The sequence below is a fragment of the Geodermatophilus telluris genome, assembly GCF_900102745.1.
In the GTDB taxonomy this organism is placed as follows: Bacteria; Actinomycetota; Actinomycetes; order Mycobacteriales; family Geodermatophilaceae; genus Geodermatophilus; species Geodermatophilus telluris.
The window spans coordinates 691260-712121 of sequence record NZ_FMZF01000001.1; the positions used below are offsets into that span (position 1 = coordinate 691260).

Consider the following 20862-nt stretch of genomic DNA (forward strand, 5'->3'; position numbering starts at 1 on the left):
CGCGCCGGCGCCCGCCCCGGCGGCTGCCGGGACGGGCGCTGGTGACGCGATGGAACGGCCCCCTCGCAGGGGCCCGCGGCGAGCTGGCGAGCCGTGGGGGGCGAGGGGGACCTTCGTCAGTCGAGGACGACGGTGGTCTCGTTGAGGCCGACGTCGGCGGCGAGGACGCGCTCGCCACGGCCGGTCGGCGCCAGCGAGCGCAGCTTCCACTCACCCGGGGCGGCGAAGAAGCGGAACTCGCCCTCGGGGCTGGTGACGACCTCGGCGGTGAACTCGTCGGTGGCGTCCAGCAGCCGGACGTAGGCACCGGCCACCGGGGCGCCGTCGTGCCAGACCTGGCCCTGGATCACCGTCTGGGTGTCCAGGTCGATGCCGGCGAGGGCACCGCCCTGCTTCGGGGCACCGCACATCGGGCTCAGGCCCCCTTCTCGATCGGGACGCCGACGAGCGAGCCGTACTCGGTCCACGAGCCGTCGTAGTTCTTGACGTTCTCGTGGCCCAGCAGCTCGCGCAGCACGAACCAGGTGTGGCTGGAGCGCTCGCCGATCCGGCAGTAGGCGATGGTGTCCTTCGAGGTGTCCAGGCCGGCCTCGGCGTAGAGCTTGGCCAGCTCCTCGTCGCTCTTGAAGGTGCCGTCCTCGTTGGCCGCCTTGCTCCAGGGCACGTTGACCGCGGTGGGGATGTGGCCGGGGCGCTGCGCGCCCTCCTGCGGCAGGTGCGCGGGGGCGACCAGCTTGCCGGCGAACTCGTCGGGCGAGCGGACGTCGACCAGGTTCTTCTGGCCGATCGCCTCGACGACCTCGTCGCGGAAGGCGCGGATGGAGGTGTCGGGGTCCTTCGCCTGGTACTGGGTGGCCGGCCGCTCGACGGCGTCGGAGGACAGCGGGCGGCTGTCGAGCTCCCACTTCTTGCGGCCGCCGTCGAGGAGCTTGACCTGGTCGTGGCCGTAGAGCTTGAAGTACCAGTAGGCGTAGGCGGCGAACCAGTTGTTGTTGCCGCCGTAGAGGACGACGGTGTCGTCGTTGCCGATGCCCTTGGCGCTCAGCAGCTCCTGGAACTGCTCCTTGCTGACGAAGTCGCGGCGCAGGGGGTCCTGCAGGTCCGTCTTCCAGTCCAGCTTGACCGCGCCCTCGATGTGGCCCTTGTCGTAGGCGCTGGTGTCCTCGTCGACCTCGACGAAGACGACGCCGGACCGGCCCAGGTTCTCCTGGGCCCAGTCGGCGGGAACGAGCACGTCGTTGCGGCTCATGGGGGGTGTTCCTCCCTGTGGTGGTGTGCGGTGGTCAGGTGGTGCGGGCGGGGCGGACCCGCCGGACGGTCAGGTACAGCTCGCAGCCGAGACAGAAGCCGGTGGCGGCGTTGAGCAGGGCCGCCACCAGGGCGAGCCCCGTGGCGACGGCGCCGAGCAGCGGCGCGCCGAGCAGGTAGCCCGCCGCGCCGACGGCGGCGAAGACGAACCCGACGAGCTGGGCGAAGCGCAGCGGCGCCTCGGGCTCGCGCTCGCGCGCCGGACCCAGCCGCGGCGCGACGAGGGTGCGGAACAGGACGGCGTAGGGCGCGTGGCGCAGCCCGGCCGCGGCGCCGACGGCGAACACCACCGCCTGGACGGCGACCAGCGGGCCGGAGCCGGTGAGCAGGACGACGGCCAGGACGGCGCTGGTGACCCACGCGGCGAACCGGGGGCCGCGCACGTCGACCACGCGGGCAGGACTCTGGGACATCGATGGGCTCTCCGGACGGCGATCGGGGCACGTCTGGGCGGAGCGGGGCCGCCCTCAGGCGGCGCGACAGAGGCAGCTGCCGACGCGGCACAGGTCGACTGTGCGGCGCGAGGTCAGCAGGGTGCCCACGCGGCGAGGGTAGCCGATCACGACGGCGCCCCCGTGTGGGCGTCGACGACGGCGGTGAGCTCGTCGGGCCGGGGCGCGCCGCTGCTGCGGCCGAGCAGCCGGCCGCGGCGGTCGAGGTAGAACAGCGTGGGGGTGCGGCGGACGCCGAGCTCGCGGACGGCGTCGAGGTGGCTCTCCGCGTCGACGTGCACGTAGGCCAGGCCCGGGCGGGTCGACTCCAGGTGCTGCAGCCGGGCGCGCGTCGTCCGGCAGGGTCCGCAGAACGCGGTGGAGAACTGGACGACGGTGAGGTCGGCGTCCCCGGGCCGCACGCCCAGGCCCTCGAGCACCGCGGTCGGTCCGCCCACCGTCTCCTCCTCCGCCGCGCGCACCCTGCCGTCGCGGGCGCGCACCCACCAGGCCGCCGCGGCGGTCAGGACCAGTGCCGCGACGAGCACCAGCACCCCGGTCCCGCTCATCCCCCGCCCCAACGGGCACCGTCCGGGGGGCATTCCCCGGTCACCCGGTCAGGCGGTGGCCGCGAGGACGACGTCGCTGCCCTCCACCGAGACCCGCACCCCGTCGTCCCCGGGCGTGACACCGGTGAGCTGCAGGTCGTAGGGCAGCTCGACCGGGTAGCGCAGGTCCAGCAGCGCGACGGCCCGGTCGACGACGAGGTCGGGCACGTCGACGCCGGCCGCGGCGGCGTCCTCCACCACGACGACCAGCTCGTCGCCGTCGAGCACGACGTCGCCGGTCGCGGTGAGCGGCACGGTGTAGCCGAGCACCTCGACGGTGCGGGTGACCCGCAGCCCGTCGCCGGCGCGCTCGAGGGTGGTGTCGGCGCCGAGCTCGCGCGAGAGCAGCGCGTAGCTCAGCGTCGCCGTCCCCTGCACCCGGTCGACGGGCACCTGCTGCACCGTGCCCGACAGCGCGTCGGACAGCGGCACGTGCACCCCGCGCAGCGTGACGTCGGCCCGGGTGCCCGGCCGGCCGAGGTCCTCGGCGGTCAGCCCGATGCGCACCTCGTCGTAGCGCCCCTGCACGGCCTGGGTGAGGAAGGGCCAGCCGGTGAGGTCCACCTCGGGCGCACCGGCCAGGGCGCCGGCCTCCTGCAGCGCCGTGGCCACCCGGTCCTCGGCCACCCCCTCGGCGACCCGGTCGACGCCCAGCGCGAGCAGGACGAGCAGGGTCAGGACGACCAGCAGGGCGCGCACCGGTCAGACCACGGCGAGGGCGAGCAGCGCCGGCACGCAGGCGGCCAGCGGCAGGACGGCGTCGCCGAGCACCCCGGCGGCCGCCCGCGCTCCCGCGGCGGACCGGGCGTCGGCCAGGGCGAACGAGGCGGCCAGCCCGGCGAGGGCGGCGACCAGGCCCAGGACCAGGCCGGTCGTCACCCCGGTGACGGTGTCCACCAGGGTGCCGGTGCCGCTGCCCCACAGCGCGACGGCCACGGCCGCGGCCACCGCCAGCAGCACCCCCGGCACGCCGCGGCGGACGCCCTCGGCGACCGCGGGCCGGGGCAGCACGGCGTCGACCAGGTGCCCGGTGACCAGCGCCGCGCCGACGACGAGCAGCGGGGAGCCGGCCGGGTCGCCGTCGTCGCCCGCGAGGTCGGGGAGCAGCAGCAGCGCCAGCGCGCAGACGGCGGTCACCAGCAGCGCGGTGGCGCCGAGCGAGCCGACGACGTCGCGGCGCGGCGGCCGGCGCAGCATCTGGTGCAGCACCGAGGCCAGCAGCGCCGGACCGGCGACGGCGAGCACCGCACCCGGGCCGGGGCGCTCGGCCGCGCCGACCAGCAGGTCGGCGACGACGCCCGCCACCAGCGCGAGCACGGCGACGCCCCGCGCGCCGGCCGGGGCGGTGGCCGCCACCCAGCCGGCGGCCAGCGCCGCCTGCAGCAGCACGACCGCGGCCAGCCGGCCCGGTTCGCCCAGCGCGGCGGGCGCCCCGACCAGCAGCGCGGTGGCACCGGCCACCGCGACGGCGGCGGCCAGCTGCCCCCCGCGCGCGGACGGCCGGGACTCCAGCGCGGTGGTCACGCACCCTCCTCGCCGGGACCCGGCGGCGCCGGGTCGGGCCGCGTCGTCAGCGATGGTGGCAGACACCCGCCGCTCCGGCGCCCGGCGAGCCGGGCGGGTGCCGGCCCGGCGTGTCGCCCTGCGGCAGCTCCCGGACCCGGCGGGCAGCCGTCGGCTATCCTGCGGGCTCGGTTCGACAGCGCCGTCGACAGCCTCCCCGAGGAGACGACATGCGACTCGTGCTCATGACCGCGGCGCGTCAGGCCACCACCGAGGTGCTCCCCGCCCTGGGCCTGCTCGGCCACCAGGTGCGGGTGGTGGCTCCCGAGCTGTCCAGCCTGCTCGACGGCGACTCCGGTGACGTCGTGCTCGTCGACGCCCGGCACGACCTGATCCAGGCCCGCACGCTGTGCGGGCTCCTGTCCTCCACGGGGGTGGCCTCCGCGCTGGTCGCCGTCCTCTCCGAGGGCGGGCTGGTGGCCCTGTCGGCCGACTGGGGCGTCGACGACGTGCTGCTCGACACCGCCGGCCCCGCCGAGGTCGACGCCCGCCTCAAGTGGGCCACCGCCCGCCGGCTCGCCGCGACCACCCCGGCCGACGGTGCCGACGGCGGGGTCACGCAGGCCGGTGAGCTGGTCATCGACGAGCACAGCTACTCGGCCAAGCTCCGCGGCCGGCCGCTGGACCTCACCTACAAGGAGTTCGAGCTCCTCAAGTACCTCGCCCAGCACCCGGGCCGGGTGTTCTCCCGCGCCCAGCTGCTGCAGGAGATCTGGGGCTACGACTACTTCGGCGGCACCCGGACCGTCGACGTCCACGTCCGCCGGCTGCGCGCCAAGCTCGGCACCGAGCACGAGGCGCTGATCGGCACGGTGCGCAACGTGGGCTACAAGCTCGACCAGCAGGTCGCCGACGCCACCGCGGCCGCCGCGCGCGCCGAGGCGGAGGAGCGGGCGACGCCCGCGCCGCTGCGCTGAGCGCCTCCCCCGCCCGCGACACCGGGCGACTCGACCCGGCCGCCACCGCCGCCGTCCTCGCGCTGCTGCGCGCCGCGGCGGCGGCCGACGGCGTGCGCCCGCTGTCGGAGGAGGCGGAGCTGCGGCTGCAGCACGGCGGCCCGCCCGGCGGCCGCGACGTCCTCCTGCTCGACGACGGCGGCGCCCCCGCCGGGTACGCCCGCCTGGAGCTGGGCGGGCCCGGCTCGGACGACGACGCGGAGGCCGAGCTGGTCGTGGCACCCGCCGCCCGCGGCCGCGGCACCGGGGACGCCCTGCTGACCCGTCTCGAGGAGCTGGCCGGCGACCGCCCCCTGCGGGTGTGGGCGCACGGCGACCTGCCGCCCGCGACCGCGCTGGCCACCGCCCGCGGCTACACCCGCGCCCGGGTGCTGCTGCAGATGCGCCGGCCGCTCACCGACGACGACCTCGAGCCCGGCACCGCGCTGCCCCCGGACGTGCACGTGGCCGCCTACCGCCCGGGCCGGGACGGTCCGGCCTGGCTGCGGGTCAACGCCCGCGCGTTCGCCACGCACCCGGAGCAGGGGTCCTGGACGCCGGAGGACCTGCGGCTGCGCGAGGCCGAGCCGTGGTTCGACCCGGCCGGCTTCCTGCTCGCCTGGCGCGGCGACCGCGACGCCGGCGGCACGCTGCTCGGCTCGCACTGGACCAAGGTGCACCCGCCCGGCGACGCCGGCCCCGACCCCGTGGGCGAGGTGTACGTCCTCGGCGTCGACCCCGACGCGCAGGGCCTGGGCCTGGGCCGCGCGCTGACCGACCTCGGGCTGGCGCACCTGCGCGGCCGCGGCCTGGACCAGGTGCTCCTCTACGTCGAGGAGGACAACACCGCGGCGGTGCGGCTCTACGAGGGCCGCGGCTTCGCCCGGTACGCCGTCGACGTCTCCTGGCGGCGCGTGCCGTAGCCGTCCCTCGCGGGACGCGACCGGTCTCCCTCCCGCGCGGGTGTGCCCCCGGCCACTCGACACGCGGTCGTTCACCCGGACGACGGAACGTCGCCGTCACCCGGTCGGCAGAGCCTCCGCAGGCGTTCACCGACCGTTCACCGACGCACCCGAGACCGGCCACCTGCGCTGCCTACCGTCGCTGACCGTTGGTCCCACAGCCCGGCAACGACGTCCGGGTCCCCTCTCCCGAAAGGCACTGGGTTGACGCTCAGCACCAGGTCCCGCGCCGCTGTCCTCTCGACGGCGCTGGCCGGCACCCTCGCGCTCGCCGCCTGCGGCGCGGCCAACGAGTCCAGCGGCTCCTCGAGCGGCGGCGGCAGCAGCGACGCCGGCGCGCAGGAGCTCAGCGGCGACCTCGTCGGCGCCGGCGCGAGCAGCCAGCAGGCGGCCATGGAGGCCTGGCAGGCCGGCTTCGAGGGTGAGCACCCCGACGTCCAGTTCAGCTACGACCCGGTCGGCTCCGGTGGCGGGCGCGAGCAGTTCATCGCCGGCTCCACCGACTTCGCCGGCTCCGACGCCGCGCTGGACGACGAGGAGCTGACCGCCGCGCAGGAGCGCTGCGGCGGCGGTGAGGTCTTCGAGCTGCCCAACTACGTCTCGCCGATCGCCGTGGTGTTCAACCTCGAGGGCGTCGAAGAGCTCGACCTGCAGCCGGCCACGATCGCCGGCATCTTCACCGGCGCCATCACGAACTGGAACGACCCGGCCATCGCCGCGGACGACCCGGACGCGACGCTGCCCGACCAGCCCATCACCCCGGTGCACCGCGGGGACGACTCGGGCACCACCGACAACTTCACCGACTACCTGTTCCAGACCGCCGGTGACGTGTGGACCGCCGAGCCCGACGGCGTGTGGCCGCTGCCCGGTGGCGAGGCCGCCAACGGCACCTCCGGCGTGATCGGCGTCGTCGAGAGCACCGTCGGTGCGGTCACCTACGCCGACGCCAGCCGCGCCGGTGAGCTCGGGGTGGCCCGCGTGGGCGTCGGCGGCGAGTTCGTCGCGCCGTCGGCCGAGGCCGCGGCCGCCGTCGTCGAGAACAGCCCGGCCGTGGAGGGCCGCGGCGAGTACGACTTCGCCATCGAGGTGAACCGGCAGACCGAGGGGTCGGGTGAGTACCCGATCGTCCTGGTCAGCTACCACATCGGCTGCGTCCGGTACGACGACCAGTCCACCGCCGACAACGTCCAGGCCTTCCTGTCCTACGTGGTCAGCGAGGACGGCCAGCAGGCCGCCGCCGACAACGCCGGCAACGCGCCGATCTCGGACTCCCTGCGCGAGCAGGCCCAGGCCGCGGTCGACGCCATCAGCGCCGGCTGACACACCCCGCCCGCGGTGGCCCGGGAGCGTCCGACGACGCCCCGGGCCACCGCGCCGCCCGGAGACGGGCACCCGACACCCACCTGATCGATCCCACGGAGCAGCGGTGACCGCCACGAAGGCCCCGTCCGAGCCCAGGTCCCAGCGGGCCGTCCGCCGGCCGGGCGACCGCATCTTCGCCGGCAGCGCCAAGGCCTCCGGCATCTTCATCCTGCTGGTCCTCGCCGGGGTCGCGGCCTTCCTCGTCAGCGAGGCGGTCCCCGCCCTCACCGCGCCGGCGGAGGACGTCCCCGGGGGCGAGGGCCTGGGCGCCTACGTCGCCCCCCTCGTGCTGGGCACGCTGCTCGGCGCGGTGCTCGCGCTGCTGGTCGCCACGCCCCTCGCCGTCGGGATCGCGCTCTACACCACCTACTACGCGCCGCGGCGTGTCGCGACCGGGATGGGTTACGTCATCGACCTGCTGGCGGCCATCCCCAGCGTCGTCTACGGCTTCTGGGGCCTGGCCGTCCTGGCGCCGGCGCTCGTGCCCCTCCACGTCTGGGCCGCCGACACGCTCGGCTTCCTGCCCTTCTTCGCCGGTCCCGCCTCCACCAGCGGCCGGACGATGCTCACCGTCGGCCTGGTGCTCGCGGTGATGATCCTGCCGATCATCTCGGCGATCTCCCGCGAGGTGTTCAGCCAGGCGCCGGCGCTGCACCGCGAGGCGGCGCTGGCGCTGGGCGCCACCCGCTGGGAGATGATCCGGATGGCCGTCCTGCCCTACGGCAAGTCCGGCGTCATCGGCGGTGCCATGCTCGGTCTGGGCCGGGCGCTGGGCGAGACCATGGCGGTCGCCATCGTCCTGTCCGGCGGCGCCGGCGCCACGCTGAACCTGATCAGCAGCTCCAACCCCTCGACCATCGCGTCGAACATCGCACTGCGGTTCCCGGAGGCCACCGGCCTGGGGATCAACACGCTGATCGCCAGCGGCCTGGTGCTCTTCGTCATCACGCTCGCGGTCAACATGCTCGCCCGCTGGATCGTCAACCGGCGCGCCGACTTCTCCGGAGCCAACTGATGAGCACCGACACCCGGCCGGCCGCCCCGGCCCCCGTGCCGCCCAGCAGGCCGGTCCGCGTCGAGCGCCGCCTGCCCCGCCTCGCCCCGCTGGGCCTCTACCTGGCCGGCCTCGCCCTCGGTGCCGGGGTGTCCGCGCTGACCGGGTCCGGCCTGGCCTCGACCGTCGTCTACGGCGTCGTCCTGGGGACGCTGGCGGTCTACCTGGCCGCCCGCTCCGTCGAGGGCCGCCGCAAGGCCACCGACCGGCTGGTGACCTGCCTGGTGACCACCGCCTTCGCCCTCGCGATGGTCCCGCTGGTGTCGCTGGTCTGGACCGTGCTGGGCAACGGCCTGGCGCGCTTCGACGCGACCTTCTTCACCAACTCGATGTTCCGGGTGGTCGGCGAGGGCGGCGGGGCCTACCACGCGATCCTCGGCACGCTGGTCATCACGGCGCTGGCCACGGCGATCTCGGTGCCGATCGGCCTGATGACGGCGGTCTACCTGGTCGAGTACGCCACCGGCCGGCTCAAGCGGGCCATCACCTTCTTCGTCGACGTGATGACCGGCATCCCGTCGATCGTGGCCGGCCTGTTCGCCTTCGCGCTGTTCACGCTGCTGTTCGGCAACGACGTCCGGCTCGGCGTGATGGGCGCCGTGGCGCTGTCGGTGCTGATGATCCCGGTCGTCGTCCGCTCCTGCGAGGAGGTCCTCAAGCTCGTCCCCAACGAGCTGCGGGAGGCCAGCCTCGCCCTCGGTGTGCCGAAGTGGCGCACGATCGTCAAGGTCGTCCTGCCGACCGCGATCGCCGGCCTGGGCACCGGTGTCACGCTGGCCGTCGCCCGGGTCGTCGGCGAGACCGCGCCGCTGCTGGTCACCGTCGGCCTGATCACCGGCACGAACCTCGACCCGTTCGACGGGCGGATGGCGACCCTGCCGGTGTTCGCCTACTACCAGCTCACCCAGCCCGGGACCGACACCCAGGCCTTCCTCGACCGGGCCTGGACGGCGGCCCTGGTCCTCATCATCCTGGTCATGGCGCTCAACGTCGTCGCCCGCCTGATCAGCCGTCTCCTCGCCCCCAAGACCGGTCGCTGACCGACTCGCACGGACCGACCGACACGGATCGACTGACACGGAGGACACGCACGTGGCCAAGCGCATCGAGGTCTCCGACCTCAACATCTACTACGGCGACTTCCTGGCGGTCGAGGGCGTCAACGTCGCCATCGAGCCCCGCAGCATCACCGCGCTGATCGGGCCCTCGGGCTGCGGGAAGTCGACCTTCCTGCGCTCGCTCAACCGGATGCACGAGGTGATCCCCGGCGCCCGGGTCGAGGGCAAGGTGGTCATGGACGGCCAGGACCTCTACGGCGCCGACGTCGACCCGGTGGACGTCCGCCGGCACGTCGGCATGGTGTTCCAGCGGCCCAACCCGTTCCCCACCATGTCGATCTACGAGAACGTGCTGGCCGGCAACCGGCTCAACAGCAGGCGGATGAAGAAGTCCGAGGCCGACGACGTCGTGGAGCGGTCGCTGCGCGGCGCGAACCTGTGGAACGAGGTCAAGGACCGCCTCGACCGCCCCGGCTCGGGCCTCTCCGGCGGCCAGCAGCAGCGGCTGTGCATCGCCCGCGCCATCGCCGTCGAGCCCGACGTGCTGCTCATGGACGAGCCCTGCTCGGCCCTGGACCCGATCTCCACCCTGGCGATCGAGGACCTCATGACCGAGCTCAAGGACCGCTTCACCATCGTGATCGTCACGCACAACATGCAGCAGGCGGCGCGGGTCAGCGAGTCCACCGGCTTCTTCAACCTCAACGGCGTCGGACAGCCCGGCCGGCTCATCGAGTTCAACCCGACCGAGAAGATCTTCAGCAACCCCGACCAGAAGGCGACCGAGGACTACATCTCCGGCCGCTTCGGCTGAGCCGCCCGCGTCGGCGCCCGGCTCGCACCGTGAGCACCCGGTGCGGACGGCGGGGCGCCCGGTGCGCGGCGTGGGCACCTGCCGCGGACGCGCTCAGCCGCAGCTGACGGGCTCGGCACTCGCCGGGGCGCTGGTCTCCGCGGCGGCCGGGGTGTCGGCGGCCGGCGTCTCCGGGGCCGACGGCACCGGGGCGGCGACCTGCACCGGGACGACGCCGGAGTAGCCCGGGCCCACGACCAGCTGCACGGTGTTGCCGATCGCGTCGCTGGGCTGCAGCACCGCGGTGGGGACGGCGGCGGCGACGGTGCGCGCCTGCTCGAGGACCCCGGGCCCGTGCCGGACGACGGTCTGGTTCACCGTGCCGAGCTCGTTGCCGACCTCGCCCACGGTGAAGCCCTGCTGGCGCATCAGGTCGGCGACCGTGGCGGCCAGGCCCGAGGTGGCGGTGCCGTTGAGGACGTCGACGGTGACCGCGGCGGGGGCCAGGGTGAGCGGCTGCGCCGCGGGCGTGGCGGCCGGCTGCTCGGCGCCGGTGGGCGCCGGGGTGGCGGCCGGGTCGGCGGGCGCGGTGGCCGCGGCGACCACCGGGGCGGCGAGCTCGGCGGGGACCGCGCTGTCCTCGATGACGGAGTCGAACAGCGACCGGACGCCGGCGCCGTCGAGCAGCACGAAGGCCTGGTCGCTGCCGGCGGGCACGTAGCCGACCTGCGCCACCGGCAGGGACGCCCGCTGGACGGCCTCGCCGTCGAGCTCCCCGAGCGCGTCGGCCAGCGTGCGGAGGTCGCCCAGGGTGGTCTGCTCGTCGACGGTGATCGCGTCGGCGGCGCGGGTGAGGAAGCGGGTCAGCTCGACGGTGTTGCCGAGCGTGCCGACGGTCATCGCCGAGCGCAGCGTCGCCGACAGCAGCCGCTCGGTGCGCTCGGCCGCGGCGGCGCCGGTGACGTCGGAGCCGGCGTCCCCGGGCGAGAGGTAGCGCGAGACCTGCCCGCCGGTCAGCTCCGAGGTGCCGGCGGGCAGCGCCAGCGCGGACCCCGCGGTGGGAGCGGTGGGCAGGCAGACGCTGACCCCGCCGATCGCGTCGACCATCGCGGGCAGCCGGCCGAGGTCGACGGCCAGGTAGTGGTCGACCCGCAGTCCCGACAGCTGCTGCACGGCGCGGACCGTGCACGCGGGCCCGCCGGCCAGGAGCGAGGCGGCGAAGGCCTCGGTCTCCGGCTCGCGGAACGCGCCGTCGTCGCCGCGACACCCGGGGGTGTCCACCAGCGCCGTCGGCGGCACGCTGACCAGCACCGCGCGGCTGCCGTCGGCGGCGACGTGCACCAGCAGGGTGGTCACCGCCGCCGGGCCCTCGGCGCCGGGCAGTCCGGTGCCGACGACGAGGTAGGTGGTGGAGCGCTCCTGCAGCTGCGGGACGAGGACCTCGGGCGCGTCGGGGGCGAGCGCCGCGACGCGGGAGACGTCGCGGTCGACGTAGACGTAGAGGCCGGCGTGGTAGGTCACCACGACGCCCACCAGTGCGGCGAGGGCGAGGGCGAGCCGCACCAGCCGGCGCCGGCCGGGGCTGCGCTCGGGCCGCGGGCGCGCCGGGCGGCGGGTGCTGCCGGCGCCGGACATCGCCGGCGCCGTCAGCCCGGGGATCGGTGGGACGGGCGCGGAGCGCAGCACGCCGGTCGTGCTGGTGCCGGGCAGCGGCGGCGCGCCGGGACGGTCACCGGGCAGGCCGGGCAGCGGGGGCACCGGGGCGGAGTGGCGCACCCCGCCGGCGGGACCACCCGGCAGCGGCGGGACGGGCTGCGACCAGCGGACCCCGGGAGGGGCGGCGGGTGCGGGCGGCACGGGGGGCCGCCCGCCGGCGGCGGGGGTCCCGGGCAGCGGCGGGACCGGCCCGGAGTGCCGGAGCCCGCCCGGCAGCGGCGGGACCGGCTGGGACGGGTGCACCCCCGGCGGCACGACCGGGACCGGCGGCAGCCCGCGGCGCGCGCCGCTGTCGGCGGGCGGGACGGGATCGGGCCGTGCGGCGGGCCGCCGGTCGGCGGCCGCGGGCCGCTCGCCGGGGACGGGTGGGAGGGGACCGCGGTGGGCGGGCAGGGACTCACCCGGCTCGAGCGGGATGGGGACCTCACCCGTGCGGCGGGCCGCCCGGCGACCGGTGGCGCCGCCGGAGCGGGCGAGCAGCTGCTCGACGGTGACCGGCCCGGGGTCGCCGGAGCCGCCGCGGCCGTCGGCCCGGCCGTCTCGCCCGCGCTCGTCCCCCACCGGTGTCGACTTCCCATCGTCGTCGTCCGTACCGTTGCGCACCGCACGCGCGGCAGCACACAACGATACGGCCCGCAGGGCTCCTCGGCGGGGAACGTGCCGGTGGACCCGCCGGGACGCCGTCCTCGCGCACCCGGGGCGGCGGGCGTGCGGGCGGAGGCCGGGCACGGGACGGCGCCGGGACGTAGCGTCGCCGCGTGAGGCTGCCGTCGATCCCCGGTCCGTCCGACGTCTTCGGTGCCGTCGAGCACCTGCGCGAGGGGCTCGGTGACGCGCTCGCGCTGGTGCCCCGGCTGGCCGAGGCGGTGCGGCGGTTGGAGGGGCTGCTCGACCGGGTGGACGTGGTCGTCGGCCGCGCGGAGGGACTGGTGGACCGGGTCGACGGCGCGGTGGCCGCCGTGGAGGGCACCCGCCGGTCCGCCGACGACCTGGTGGGCCGGGTCGGGGCCACCGTCGACGCGGTCGACCGGGCCATCGACGCGGTCGGCGGGACGCAGCGCCGTGCCGACGACGCGATCACCGCCGTCGGCGGCACCCAGCAGCGCGCGGACGCCGCGATCACCGCCGTCGGCGGCACCCAGCAGCGGGCTGACGCGGCCATCGGTGCGGTCGAGCAGACCCAGCAACGTGCGGACGCCGCGATCGGCGCGGTCGAGCAGACTCAACAGCGCGCGGACGCCGCGATCGGCGCGGTCGAGCAGACCCAGCAGCGCGCCGACGGCGCCATCAGTGCGGTCGAGCAGACCCAGCAGCGCGCCGACGGCGCCATCAGTGCGGTCGAGCAGACCCAGCAGCGCGCCGACGACGCGATCACCGCCGTCGCCAGCACCCAGCAGCGCGCGGACGAGGCAATCACCGCCGTCGCCAGCACCCAGCAACGCGCCGACGCGGCCATCGGCGCGGTCGAGCAGATCCAGCAACGCGCGGATAACGCCATCACTGCCGTCGGCAACACCCAGCAGCGCGCGGACGACGCGATCACCGCCGTCGCCAGCACCCAACAGCGCGCCGACGACGCCATCACCGCCGTCGGCAACACCCAACAGCGCGCCGACGACGCCATCACCGCCGTCGGCAACACCCAACAGCGCGCCGACGACGCCATCACCGCCGTCGCCAGCACCCAGCAGCGCGCCGACGGCGCGGTCGGGGGCGCCGAGGGGCTGGTCACCCGGATCGACCCGCTGCTCGGCCGCTACGAGCAGCCCCTGACCACGCTGGCGCCGTCGGTGCAGCGGCTCGCCGAGACGCTGGAGCCGCACGAGGTCGAGGCGCTGGTCACCCTCGTCGACCGGCTGCCCACGCTGGTGACCCACCTCGACGAGTCCGTGCTGCCGGTGCTCGAGTCATTGGGCGACGTCGGCACCGACGTGCACGACCTCGTCGACACGATGCAGGACATCCGCGAGGTGGTGAAGGGCTTCCCCGGCTCGAAGCTCTTCCGCCGGCGCGGGCGGGACGAGATCGCCGACGAGAGCACCGACGAGGACGCCGAGGGGGCCCAGGAGCGCACCGGCTCCTGAGCCCCCTCGCGGTCGGTCCGGCGGTCAGGTCTCGGTCGGGTAGCCGAGCGCCCGCGCGACGTCGCCGATCCGCTCGTACGTCTCCCCGTCGGGCAGCCGCTGCAGCTCGGCCACCACGGCGTCGGGCGCCCGGTGGTCGAGCGCCGCCTCCACCAGGCCGGGCCCGTCCGCCGGGAAGTCGGCCCGCACCAGCCAGCGCGCCAGCTCCGCGCGGGCGACCACGGCGTCCTCGGTCATGCCGACCGGAACCCCGCCGATCAACGTGCTGTTCGGGCTCGTCGCGGTGTCCGGCTCGCCCTCGGCGACCGGCTCCACCTCGCGGAACTCCTCGGAGCGCGTGGCGTGCCCGGCCTTGAGCATCCCCTGGATCTCGTGCTCGAGCTCCTCGTCGACGCGCGGGTTGTGCTTGTCGCTGCGCGACGACACGCCGGCGAACTGGTCGTCGGTCTCGCTCACGGTGACCTCCTACTTCTTCTTCAGCGCCGAGGGCTTGTGCACCGCGGTCTTGCCGCTCTTCGCGCTCTCGACCTCGTACTGCGGCTCGTCGGGGCTGGCCTTGACCTTCCGGCCACCGGCCTCGGTCTCCTCGGTGATCTTCTTCTGGACGGTGCCCTCGGTCTCGCTGCCGTGGCTCTTCCAGGCGACGTGGTCGCCCTTCCTGAAGTCGTCGGCCATCCCCGGCCTCCTCGTCTCGGTGGGTGGCACTGCCCTGCCCGCCGCGGGGAGGGGGCACACATCCCCGGGGTGGCGACACCCCGCCGGGGGCGGGAGCGACGCGCGTCACCCCGCCGACCGCGACGATCACCCGGACGAGCACTGGCGCTCCGGCCGTCGTCACGTAGCGTTCACGTCGACGGGGCAGCGCCGGACGAAGCTGCTGCTGAGAGCGCAGTTTACGTCACCCACGGTGACGGGGCCCCGTCCTCGATCGCCGGCCCGGTCGACCTCATTCCCCCGGGGTCGGCCGGGTCGGCCCGCGCCCCTCCCGGTCCCTACGCTCGCCGGCGTGACCTCCCCCGCCGGCGTGCCGCTGCCCGGAGACCCCCGGCCGGTCGACGTCCTCACCGTCGTGTCCGTCGCCGACGTGACGCCGTCGGTGCGCCGGGTCGTCCTCTCGGGCACCGCGGACGCCGTGACCGCGGCGGGGCCCACGGTGAACCTGCTCGTCCCGCGGGTGGGCGACGCCGACCCCCGCTGGCCGTCGGTGGCCCGGGACGGCCGCATCGTCTGGCCCGCCGGTGCCCACGGGGTGAGCCTGCGCAGCTACACGGCCCGCCGCCAGGACGCCGGCCGGGGCGAGGTGGAGATCGACTTCGTGCTGCACGGCGACGGCCCCGCGGCCTCCTGGGCCGGTGCCGCGGAGCCGGGCGCGCTGCTGGGGGTCGCCGGCAGCGGACCGCTGGGGGACCGGCCCGCCGGCACCGTGCTGCTGGCCGGCGACGAGACGGCGCTGCCGGCGATCGGCCGCATCCTGGGCGCCGCCGACCCGGCCACGCGCGGCCTGGCGCTGGTCGAGGTCGCCGACGGCCGCGAGGAGCAGCCGCTGGCCGCTCCGGCCGGAGTGCAGGTGCGCTGGCTGCACCGCGGCGGCACCGCGCCGGGCGAGAGCACGCTGCTGGCCGACGCCGTCGCCGCGCTCGACCGGCCCGAGGGCGCGGACGTCTTCGCCTGGGTGGCCGCCGAGTCGGCCGCCGTCCGGGCGGTGCGCGCCGACCTGCGCGGCCGCTGGGGCCTGTCCCGCGCCCAGCACCACGCGATCGGCTACTGGCGCCGTGGCCGCGCCATGGCCCCCGCGGGGTAGGGAGCGGGCGGGGTAGGGAGCAGGCACCCAGGGAGTTCACAGGTAGCGTCCAGCACGGGTGCAGGCCCGGGCGACACGCTCGCGGCATGACCACGGCAGCCAGGCGTCCCACGGGAGAGATCGTGACCGGGAGCCGCGACGCGCGAGCCACCACGCCGGAGGCACGCCTCCTCGTGGTCGACGACGAGCCCAACATCCGCGAGCTGCTCTCCGCCAGCCTGCGCTACGCCGGTTTCGAGGTGGCCACCGCGGCCGACGGCCAGCAGGCGCTGGCACTGGCGTCGTCCTTCCGCCCCGACCTGCTCGTGCTCGACGTGATGATGCCCGGCCTGGACGGCTTCGGCGTGGTGCGGCGGCTGCGCGAGAGCGGCCGGCACACCCCCGTCCTGTTCCTCACCGCCCGCGACGCGGCCGAGGACAAGGTCTCCGGGCTCACCCTCGGCGGCGACGACTACGTCACCAAGCCGTTCAGCCTCGACGAGGTGCTCGCGCGGATCCGGGCGGTGCTGCGGCGCAGCTCGTCGCAGCAGCGCGCCGCCGCGAGCCCGCGGCTGACCTTCGCCGACATCGAGCTCGACGAGGAGTCGCACGAGGTGGTCAAGGACGGCAGCGTCGTGAGCCTCTCCCCCACCGAGTTCAAGCTGCTGCGCTACCTGATGGCCAACGCCGGGCGGGTGCTGTCGAAGGCGCAGATCCTCGACCACGTGTGGAACTACGACTTCAACGGTGAGGCCAACGTCGTGGAGTCCTACATCTCCTACCTGCGCCGCAAGGTGGACACCACCGAGCCCCGCCTGCTGCACACCATCCGCGGGGTGGGCTACACCCTGCGGCTGCCCCGCGGCACGTGAGCGCACCGCGGCCCGACGAGCGCAGCGGCACCCGCCTCCCGCGGGTGCCGCTGCGCGTCACGCTGGTCGCCCTGCTCCTGGTGCTGGTGGCCGTCGCGCTCACCGCCACCGGGGTCACCGCCACCTCGCTGCTGCACCGCTACCTGGGCCAGCAGCAGGACGTCGACCTGGGCGCCACGCTGGGTGCGGCACGCCAGAACCCCGACGTGATGGCCGCGTGCTGGCAGGACCAGCCCCCGACGCGCTACGTCGTCCCGGACACCTACGTCGCCTGCCTGCGGCCCGACGACGGCGTGCTGGTGGTCGTCTTCGGGCCGCCGTCGGAGGACCAGCTGCCCGAGGTCGACGCCGGGGTCGTCACCGACCTCCTGCAGGGCAACGGCGACGAGGGGGACGGCGACGCCCCCGGGCAGCCCGGGGGCGGGCCCGCCCGGGAGGCGGTCGTGGACTCGGCGGACGGCGACGGCGCCTGGCGGCTCACCGCTCAGCAACTGCCCGGCGGGCCCGTCGTGGTCGTCGGGACCGACCGCGACCGGGACGCCGAGGTGATCGGCCAGCTCGTGCTCATCGAGGTGGTCGTCGGGCTGGTCGTGCTCGCCGTCCTCGGGCTGGCCGGCTACGGGCTGGTGCGCAGCAGCCTGCGCCCGCTGGCCGCCGTCGAGCGGACCGCGCAGGCCATCGCCGCCGGCGACCTCTCCCAGCGGGTGCCGCCCGGCGACGGCCGGACCGAGGTGGGCCGGCTGTCCCAGGCGATCAACGGCATGCTCGCCCGCATCGAGAGCGCCTTCCGCGCCCAGCAGGCCTCCGAGGGGCAGGCCCGCGCCTCGGAGGAGCGGATGCGGCGCTTCGTCGCCGACGCCAGCCACGAGCTGCGCACCCCCCTGACCTCCATCCGCGGGTTCGCCGAGCTCTACCGCCAGGGCGCGGTGGGCACCCCGGAGGAGACCGCCCGGCTCATGCAGCGCATCGAGAGCGAGGGCGCGCGGATGGGCGTGCTCGTCGAGGACCTGCTGCAGCTGGCCCGCCTCGACCAGCAGCGGCCCCTGACGATCACGCCGGTGGACCTCGCCGAGGTCGCCGGCGACGCCGTCCACGACGCCCGCGTGCTGCAGCCGGAGCGGCCCGTCACCCTGCAGCTGGACGACTCGCTCACCGAGGTGCCGGTGGTGCTCGGCGACGAGGCCCGGCTGCGCCAGGTGGTCGGCAACCTGGTGACCAACGCGCTGGTGCACACCCCACCCACCGCCGCGGTGCGCGTCTCGGTCGGGGAGGACACCAGCGGCGGGGGCGACCGGGTGGTGCTGCGGGTCGCCGACGAGGGGCCCGGCATGGCGGCGGAGGACGCCGCGCGCGTGTTCGAGCGCTTCTACCGCGCCGACGCCTCCCGCAGCCGCGTCGCCGGCGGCACCGGGCTCGGCCTGTCCATCGTGGCCGCGCTGGTGGCCGCGCACGGCGGCGACGTCACGCTGGACACCGCACCCGGCCGGGGGGCGGTGTTCACCGTCCGCCTGCCCCGCTCCGGCCCGGCCGGGGGCGACGGGACGGCGCCCCAGCCCGAGCAGCCCGCCGGGCAGCCGCGGCCGCCGTCCGGGCTACCGTCCGCGGGTGACTCCTGACGCCGAGGGCGCTGTCCACGACCCCGAGCTGATGGCCGCGGTCGCCGACCTCGGGGACGCGCTGCGCGGCCTGGTCGACGCCTCGGTGCGGACCACGGTGCCCCCGGCCGAGCTGCGCGAGGTCGCCGCCGCCGTCCGTGCCGCCCGCGGGCGGCTGGCCGCGCGCACCCGCCCGGCCACCCAGCTGCCCGTCCTCGACGACCTGCTCGCCTTCCGCCGCGTCTACAACCCGGTCACCGGGGTGGGCAGCGCGCTGGCCCCGCCGATCCGGTTCCGGGAGGACGCCGACGGCGTGGTCGCCGAGACCTCGTTCGGGCTGGCCTACGAGGGTCCGCCGGGGTTCCTGCACGGCGGGATGAGCGGCCTGGTCGTGGACCAGGCGCTGGGCGTCGCGGCGATCCGCGCGGGGCTGTGGGGCATGACGGCGCGGCTGGAGCTGGACTACCGCCGCCCGGTGCCGCTGGAGACCCCCGTCGTCCTCCGCGCCGCCGTCGCCGAGAACGCGGGCCGCAAGGTCGTCGTCACCGGCACCGTCGCCCTGGCCGCGACGCCGGGGACGCCGCTGGTCGAGGCCCGCGGCGTGTTCGTGCTGCCGCGCGAGGAGCTGCGCGCCACCTACTTCGCGGAGATCACCGACGCCTCGGGCCGGCACGCCCCGCCCTCGCGCCCCACCGACGCCACCGCGCCGGCGGGCGGTGCCGCGTGAGGGACGTCGAGGTCGCGGCCGCCGCCGCGCGGGCGGCCGCCGACGTGCTGGTGGCGCTGCGCGCCGGCGGGCTGACCGGACGCGCGCTCGGCGACGCCGGCGACGCCGCGGCGCAGGAGGCGATCGCCGGCGTGCTGGCCGCGCACCGGCCCGACGACGTCGTCTTCAGCGAGGAGGCCGCCGACGACCGCAGCCGGCTAGGCGCCGGCCGGGTGTGGATCGTCGACCCGCTCGACGGCACCCGCGAGTACGGGGAGACGGACCGGTCCGACTTCGCCGTCCACGTGGCGCTGTGGGTGCGCGGCGGGCTGGGGCCGGCCGCGGTGGCGCTGCCCGCCGTCGGCGAGGTGCTGGTGACCGACCCCGCGCCCCCGCCACCGGCCACCACGGACCGGGCACCGCGGATCGCGGTCAGCCGCACCCGCCCGCCGGCCCAGGCGGCCGCGGCCGCCGCGGCGGTCGGCGGGGAGCTGGTGCCCCTCGGCTCGGCCGGCTGGAAGGTCACGGCCGTGGTGCGCGGCGAGGTCGACGCCTACGTGCACGCCGGCGGCATGTACCAGTGGGACTCCGCCGCACCGGTCGCCGTCGCCCTCGCCGCCGGGCTCACCGCCCTGCGGCTGGACGGCTCGCCGCTGCGCTACAACGAGCCCGACCCCTCCCTGCCCGACCTGCTGGTCTGCCGCCCCGAGTTGACCGCCGGCCTCCTGGCCGCCGTGCGCGCACCCGCGTGACGGACACTGGGGGCGTGACGACCCCCGACTACCGGCTCACCCAGCTGGAGACCCTCGAGGCCGAGTCGATCCACGTGATCCGCGAGGTGGCCGCCGAGCTCGAGCGCCCGGTGCTGCTGTTCTCCGGCGGCAAGGACTCGATCGTCATGCTGGAGCTGGCCCGCAAGGCCTTCGCGCCGGCGCGCATCCCGTTCCCGGTGATGCACGTCGACACCGGGCTCAACTTCCCCGACGTCCTGGAGTTCCGCGACAAGCGGGTGGCCGAGCTCGGCGTGCAGCTGGTGGTGGCCTCGGTGCCCGACGCGATCGCGCAGGGCCAGGTCAAGGAGGAGCCCAACGGCTCCCGCAACCGGATCCAGACGCCGGTGCTGCTCGACGCGGTGGAGGAGCACGGCTTCACCGCGCTGTTCGGCGGCGCCCGGCGCGACGAGGACAAGGCGCGCGCCAAGGAGCGGGTGTTCTCCTTCCGCGACGAGTTCGGCCAGTGGGACCCGAAGAACCAGCGCCCGGAGCTGTGGGACCTCTACAACGGCCGGATCCACCTGGGCGAGTCGATCCGGGTGTTCCCGCTGTCGAACTGGACCGAGCTCGACGTCTGGCAGTACATCGCCCGCGAGGGCATCGCCATCCCGCCGCTCTACCTCGCCCAGGAGCGGGAGGTGGTCGAGCGGCAGGGGATGCTCTACGCCGTCAACGAGTTCGTCCCGGCGCGCGAGGGCGAGCGGGTGTTCCGCGAGTCGGTGCGCTACCGGACCGTCGGCGACGCCAACCTCACCGCCGCGGTGCGCTCCCGGGCGACGACGGTCGAGGAGGTCATCGCCGAGGTCGCGGTGACCCGGATGACCGAGCGCGGCGCCACCCGCGGCGACGACAAGGTCAGCGACGCGGCGATGGAGGACCGGAAGAAGGAGGGCTACTTCTGAAAGGACCTCCCTGCCCCCCGCCACTCGCGCGCTCGCGGCGGGCCCCTGCAGGGAGGCCACGCTGCAGGGCACCACGCGCTCGACGGCGGCGCTTCCGGTAGCGCAGCAGCGCCCAGGCGGTGACGGCGAACAGCAGCATGCCCGCCGGCCAGGCCACGGCCTCCGGGGCGCCGACGCCCAGGGCCTCGGCGGCCACGTAGGCGACGGCGTAGCCCAGCGACACCACCAGCAGCACCGGGACGAGGAACACCAGGCCGCCCACGCGCGCTCCTCCCGCGGGCCCGGTGGCCCTCCTCACACCAGCGTCCCCCGATCCGGCCCCGGACGCTGCCGTCCGCTCCGGCTGGGGATGATGGG

The 20862-nt window shown here is 75.9% G+C and carries 23 protein-coding genes; 13 read left to right on the forward strand and 10 right to left on the reverse strand.

The window, feature by feature from the left end; translation table 11 throughout:
• Positions 1-116: 116 nt before the first annotated feature.
• From BLQ97_RS03390 to BLQ97_RS03415, 6 genes are all read right to left on the reverse strand, one after another.
• Positions 117-410 carry a DUF1416 domain-containing protein gene (locus BLQ97_RS03390; protein WP_091363154.1) on the reverse strand — a complete coding sequence of 98 codons (294 nt, stop codon included), beginning with the start codon at positions 408-410 and terminating at the stop codon, positions 117-119.
• A gap of 5 nt (positions 411-415) precedes the next feature.
• Complete coding sequence (locus BLQ97_RS03395; protein ID WP_091363156.1) at positions 416-1249, reverse strand: sulfurtransferase; 834 nt, start codon at positions 1247-1249, stop codon at positions 416-418.
• A 34-nt stretch (positions 1250-1283) separates the two neighbouring features.
• Entirely contained in the window at positions 1284-1721 is a 438-nt protein-coding gene (locus BLQ97_RS03400; protein WP_091363158.1) for a DUF4395 domain-containing protein, read from the reverse strand.
• A 146-nt stretch (positions 1722-1867) separates the two neighbouring features.
• Positions 1868-2308: a thioredoxin family protein gene (locus BLQ97_RS03405; protein ID WP_091363160.1), complete on the reverse strand. Its 441-nt coding sequence runs from the start codon at positions 2306-2308 to the stop codon at positions 1868-1870.
• 48 nt (positions 2309-2356) lie between these two features.
• A complete protein-coding gene (locus BLQ97_RS03410) occupies positions 2357-3046 on the reverse strand; it encodes an LmeA family phospholipid-binding protein (RefSeq protein ID WP_091363162.1) in 690 nt (229 codons plus the stop codon).
• A 3-nt stretch (positions 3047-3049) separates the two neighbouring features.
• Entirely contained in the window at positions 3050-3871 is an 822-nt protein-coding gene (locus BLQ97_RS03415; RefSeq protein ID WP_091363163.1) for a hypothetical protein, read from the reverse strand.
• Positions 3872-4080: 209 nt separating this feature from the next.
• Between BLQ97_RS03415 and BLQ97_RS03420 the strand changes: the two genes are divergently transcribed.
• The 6 genes from BLQ97_RS03420 to pstB all read left to right on the forward strand — a co-directional run bounded on the left by BLQ97_RS03420 (position 4081) and on the right by pstB (position 10098).
• Entirely contained in the window at positions 4081-4827 is a 747-nt protein-coding gene (locus BLQ97_RS03420; protein WP_091363165.1) for a winged helix-turn-helix transcriptional regulator, read from the forward strand.
• Complete coding sequence (mshD, locus tag BLQ97_RS03425) at positions 4824-5768, forward strand: mycothiol synthase (RefSeq protein ID WP_091363167.1); 945 nt, start codon at positions 4824-4826, stop codon at positions 5766-5768. The genes BLQ97_RS03420 and mshD overlap by 4 nt, the downstream gene beginning before the upstream one ends.
• Positions 5769-6011: 243 nt before the next feature.
• Complete coding sequence (gene pstS / locus BLQ97_RS03430) at positions 6012-7130, forward strand: phosphate ABC transporter substrate-binding protein PstS (RefSeq protein ID WP_091363168.1); 1119 nt, start codon at positions 6012-6014, stop codon at positions 7128-7130.
• A gap of 106 nt (positions 7131-7236) precedes the next feature.
• Positions 7237-8187, forward strand: a complete 951-nt coding sequence (gene pstC, locus BLQ97_RS03435; protein ID WP_091363170.1) for a phosphate ABC transporter permease subunit PstC — start codon at positions 7237-7239, stop codon at positions 8185-8187.
• Positions 8187-9266 (forward strand): phosphate ABC transporter permease PstA, encoded by a 1080-nt coding sequence (gene pstA, locus BLQ97_RS03440; protein ID WP_091363172.1) that lies wholly within the window; start codon positions 8187-8189, stop codon positions 9264-9266. The genes pstC and pstA overlap by 1 nt, the downstream gene beginning before the upstream one ends.
• Before the next feature lie 52 nt (positions 9267-9318).
• Positions 9319-10098, forward strand: a complete 780-nt coding sequence (gene pstB / locus BLQ97_RS03445; RefSeq protein WP_091363173.1) for a phosphate ABC transporter ATP-binding protein PstB — start codon at positions 9319-9321, stop codon at positions 10096-10098.
• 93 nt (positions 10099-10191) lie between these two features.
• On the opposite strand, the gene BLQ97_RS03450 is transcribed toward pstB, so the two are convergent.
• The gene (locus BLQ97_RS03450) at positions 10192-12396 is read right to left on the reverse strand and encodes an LCP family protein (protein WP_091363175.1); all 2205 of its coding nucleotides are present in this window, start codon (positions 12394-12396) and stop codon (positions 10192-10194) included.
• A gap of 155 nt (positions 12397-12551) precedes the next feature.
• On the opposite strand from BLQ97_RS03450, the gene BLQ97_RS03455 reads away from it, so the two are divergent.
• Positions 12552-13877: a coiled-coil domain-containing protein gene (locus tag BLQ97_RS03455; RefSeq protein ID WP_091363177.1), complete on the forward strand. Its 1326-nt coding sequence runs from the start codon at positions 12552-12554 to the stop codon at positions 13875-13877.
• Positions 13878-13901: 24 nt separating this feature from the next.
• Here BLQ97_RS03455 and BLQ97_RS03460 read toward each other — a convergent pair whose 3' ends face one another.
• On the reverse strand, positions 13902-14333 hold the full coding sequence (locus BLQ97_RS03460; protein WP_091363179.1) for a DUF2795 domain-containing protein: 432 nt from the start codon (positions 14331-14333) through the stop codon (positions 13902-13904).
• 9 nt (positions 14334-14342) lie between these two features.
• The gene (locus tag BLQ97_RS03465; protein ID WP_091363181.1) at positions 14343-14552 is read right to left on the reverse strand and encodes a hypervirulence associated TUDOR domain-containing protein; all 210 of its coding nucleotides are present in this window, start codon (positions 14550-14552) and stop codon (positions 14343-14345) included.
• Positions 14553-14883: 331 nt separating this feature from the next.
• Here BLQ97_RS03465 and BLQ97_RS03470 point away from each other — a divergent pair, with 331 nt between their 5' ends.
• The 6 genes from BLQ97_RS03470 to cysD all read left to right on the forward strand — a co-directional run bounded on the left by BLQ97_RS03470 (position 14884) and on the right by cysD (position 20505).
• Positions 14884-15678, forward strand: coding sequence for a siderophore-interacting protein (locus tag BLQ97_RS03470; RefSeq protein ID WP_091363183.1), 795 nt, complete (start codon positions 14884-14886; stop codon positions 15676-15678).
• A gap of 86 nt (positions 15679-15764) precedes the next feature.
• The gene (locus BLQ97_RS03475) at positions 15765-16529 is read left to right on the forward strand and encodes a response regulator transcription factor (protein WP_091363185.1); all 765 of its coding nucleotides are present in this window, start codon (positions 15765-15767) and stop codon (positions 16527-16529) included.
• Entirely contained in the window at positions 16526-18145 is a 1620-nt protein-coding gene (locus tag BLQ97_RS03480; protein WP_217637018.1) for a sensor histidine kinase, read from the forward strand. Before BLQ97_RS03475 ends, BLQ97_RS03480 begins: the two co-directional genes overlap by 4 nt.
• On the forward strand, positions 18135-18851 hold the full coding sequence (locus BLQ97_RS03485; protein ID WP_091363187.1) for a PaaI family thioesterase: 717 nt from the start codon (positions 18135-18137) through the stop codon (positions 18849-18851). The genes BLQ97_RS03480 and BLQ97_RS03485 overlap by 11 nt, the downstream gene beginning before the upstream one ends.
• Positions 18848-19582 (forward strand): inositol monophosphatase family protein, encoded by a 735-nt coding sequence (locus BLQ97_RS03490; RefSeq protein ID WP_091363189.1) that lies wholly within the window; start codon positions 18848-18850, stop codon positions 19580-19582. The genes BLQ97_RS03485 and BLQ97_RS03490 overlap by 4 nt, the downstream gene beginning before the upstream one ends.
• A 14-nt stretch (positions 19583-19596) precedes the next feature.
• Complete coding sequence (gene cysD / locus BLQ97_RS03495) at positions 19597-20505, forward strand: sulfate adenylyltransferase subunit CysD (protein WP_091363190.1); 909 nt, start codon at positions 19597-19599, stop codon at positions 20503-20505.
• Here cysD and BLQ97_RS03500 read toward each other — a convergent pair.
• Entirely contained in the window at positions 20459-20767 is a 309-nt protein-coding gene (locus BLQ97_RS03500) for a hypothetical protein (protein ID WP_175471567.1), read from the reverse strand. The two genes, cysD and BLQ97_RS03500, sit on opposite strands and share 47 nt — an antisense overlap.
• Positions 20768-20862: the final 95 nt, after the last annotated feature.

Bases quoted from the DNA above. Each gene is read 5' to 3' on its own strand.
- BLQ97_RS03390 (WP_091363154.1), bottom strand. From the start codon at position 410: ATGTGCGGTGCCCCGAAGCAGGGCGGTGCCCTCGCCGGCATCGACCTG.
- BLQ97_RS03400 (WP_091363158.1), bottom strand. From the start codon at position 1,721: ATGTCCCAGAGTCCTGCCCGCGTGGTCGACGTGCGCGGCCCCCGGTTC.
- BLQ97_RS03465 (WP_091363181.1), bottom strand. From the start codon at position 14,552: ATGGCCGACGACTTCAGGAAGGGCGACCACGTCGCCTGGAAGAGCCAC.
- pstA (WP_091363172.1), top strand. From the start codon at position 8,187: ATGAGCACCGACACCCGGCCGGCCGCCCCGGCCCCCGTGCCGCCCAGC.
- BLQ97_RS03475 (WP_091363185.1), top strand. From the start codon at position 15,765: ATGACCACGGCAGCCAGGCGTCCCACGGGAGAGATCGTGACCGGGAGC.
- BLQ97_RS03420 (WP_091363165.1), top strand. From the start codon at position 4,081: ATGCGACTCGTGCTCATGACCGCGGCGCGTCAGGCCACCACCGAGGTG.
- BLQ97_RS03405 (WP_091363160.1), bottom strand. From the start codon at position 2,308: ATGAGCGGGACCGGGGTGCTGGTGCTCGTCGCGGCACTGGTCCTGACC.
- BLQ97_RS03395 (WP_091363156.1), bottom strand. From the start codon at position 1,249: ATGAGCCGCAACGACGTGCTCGTTCCCGCCGACTGGGCCCAGGAGAAC.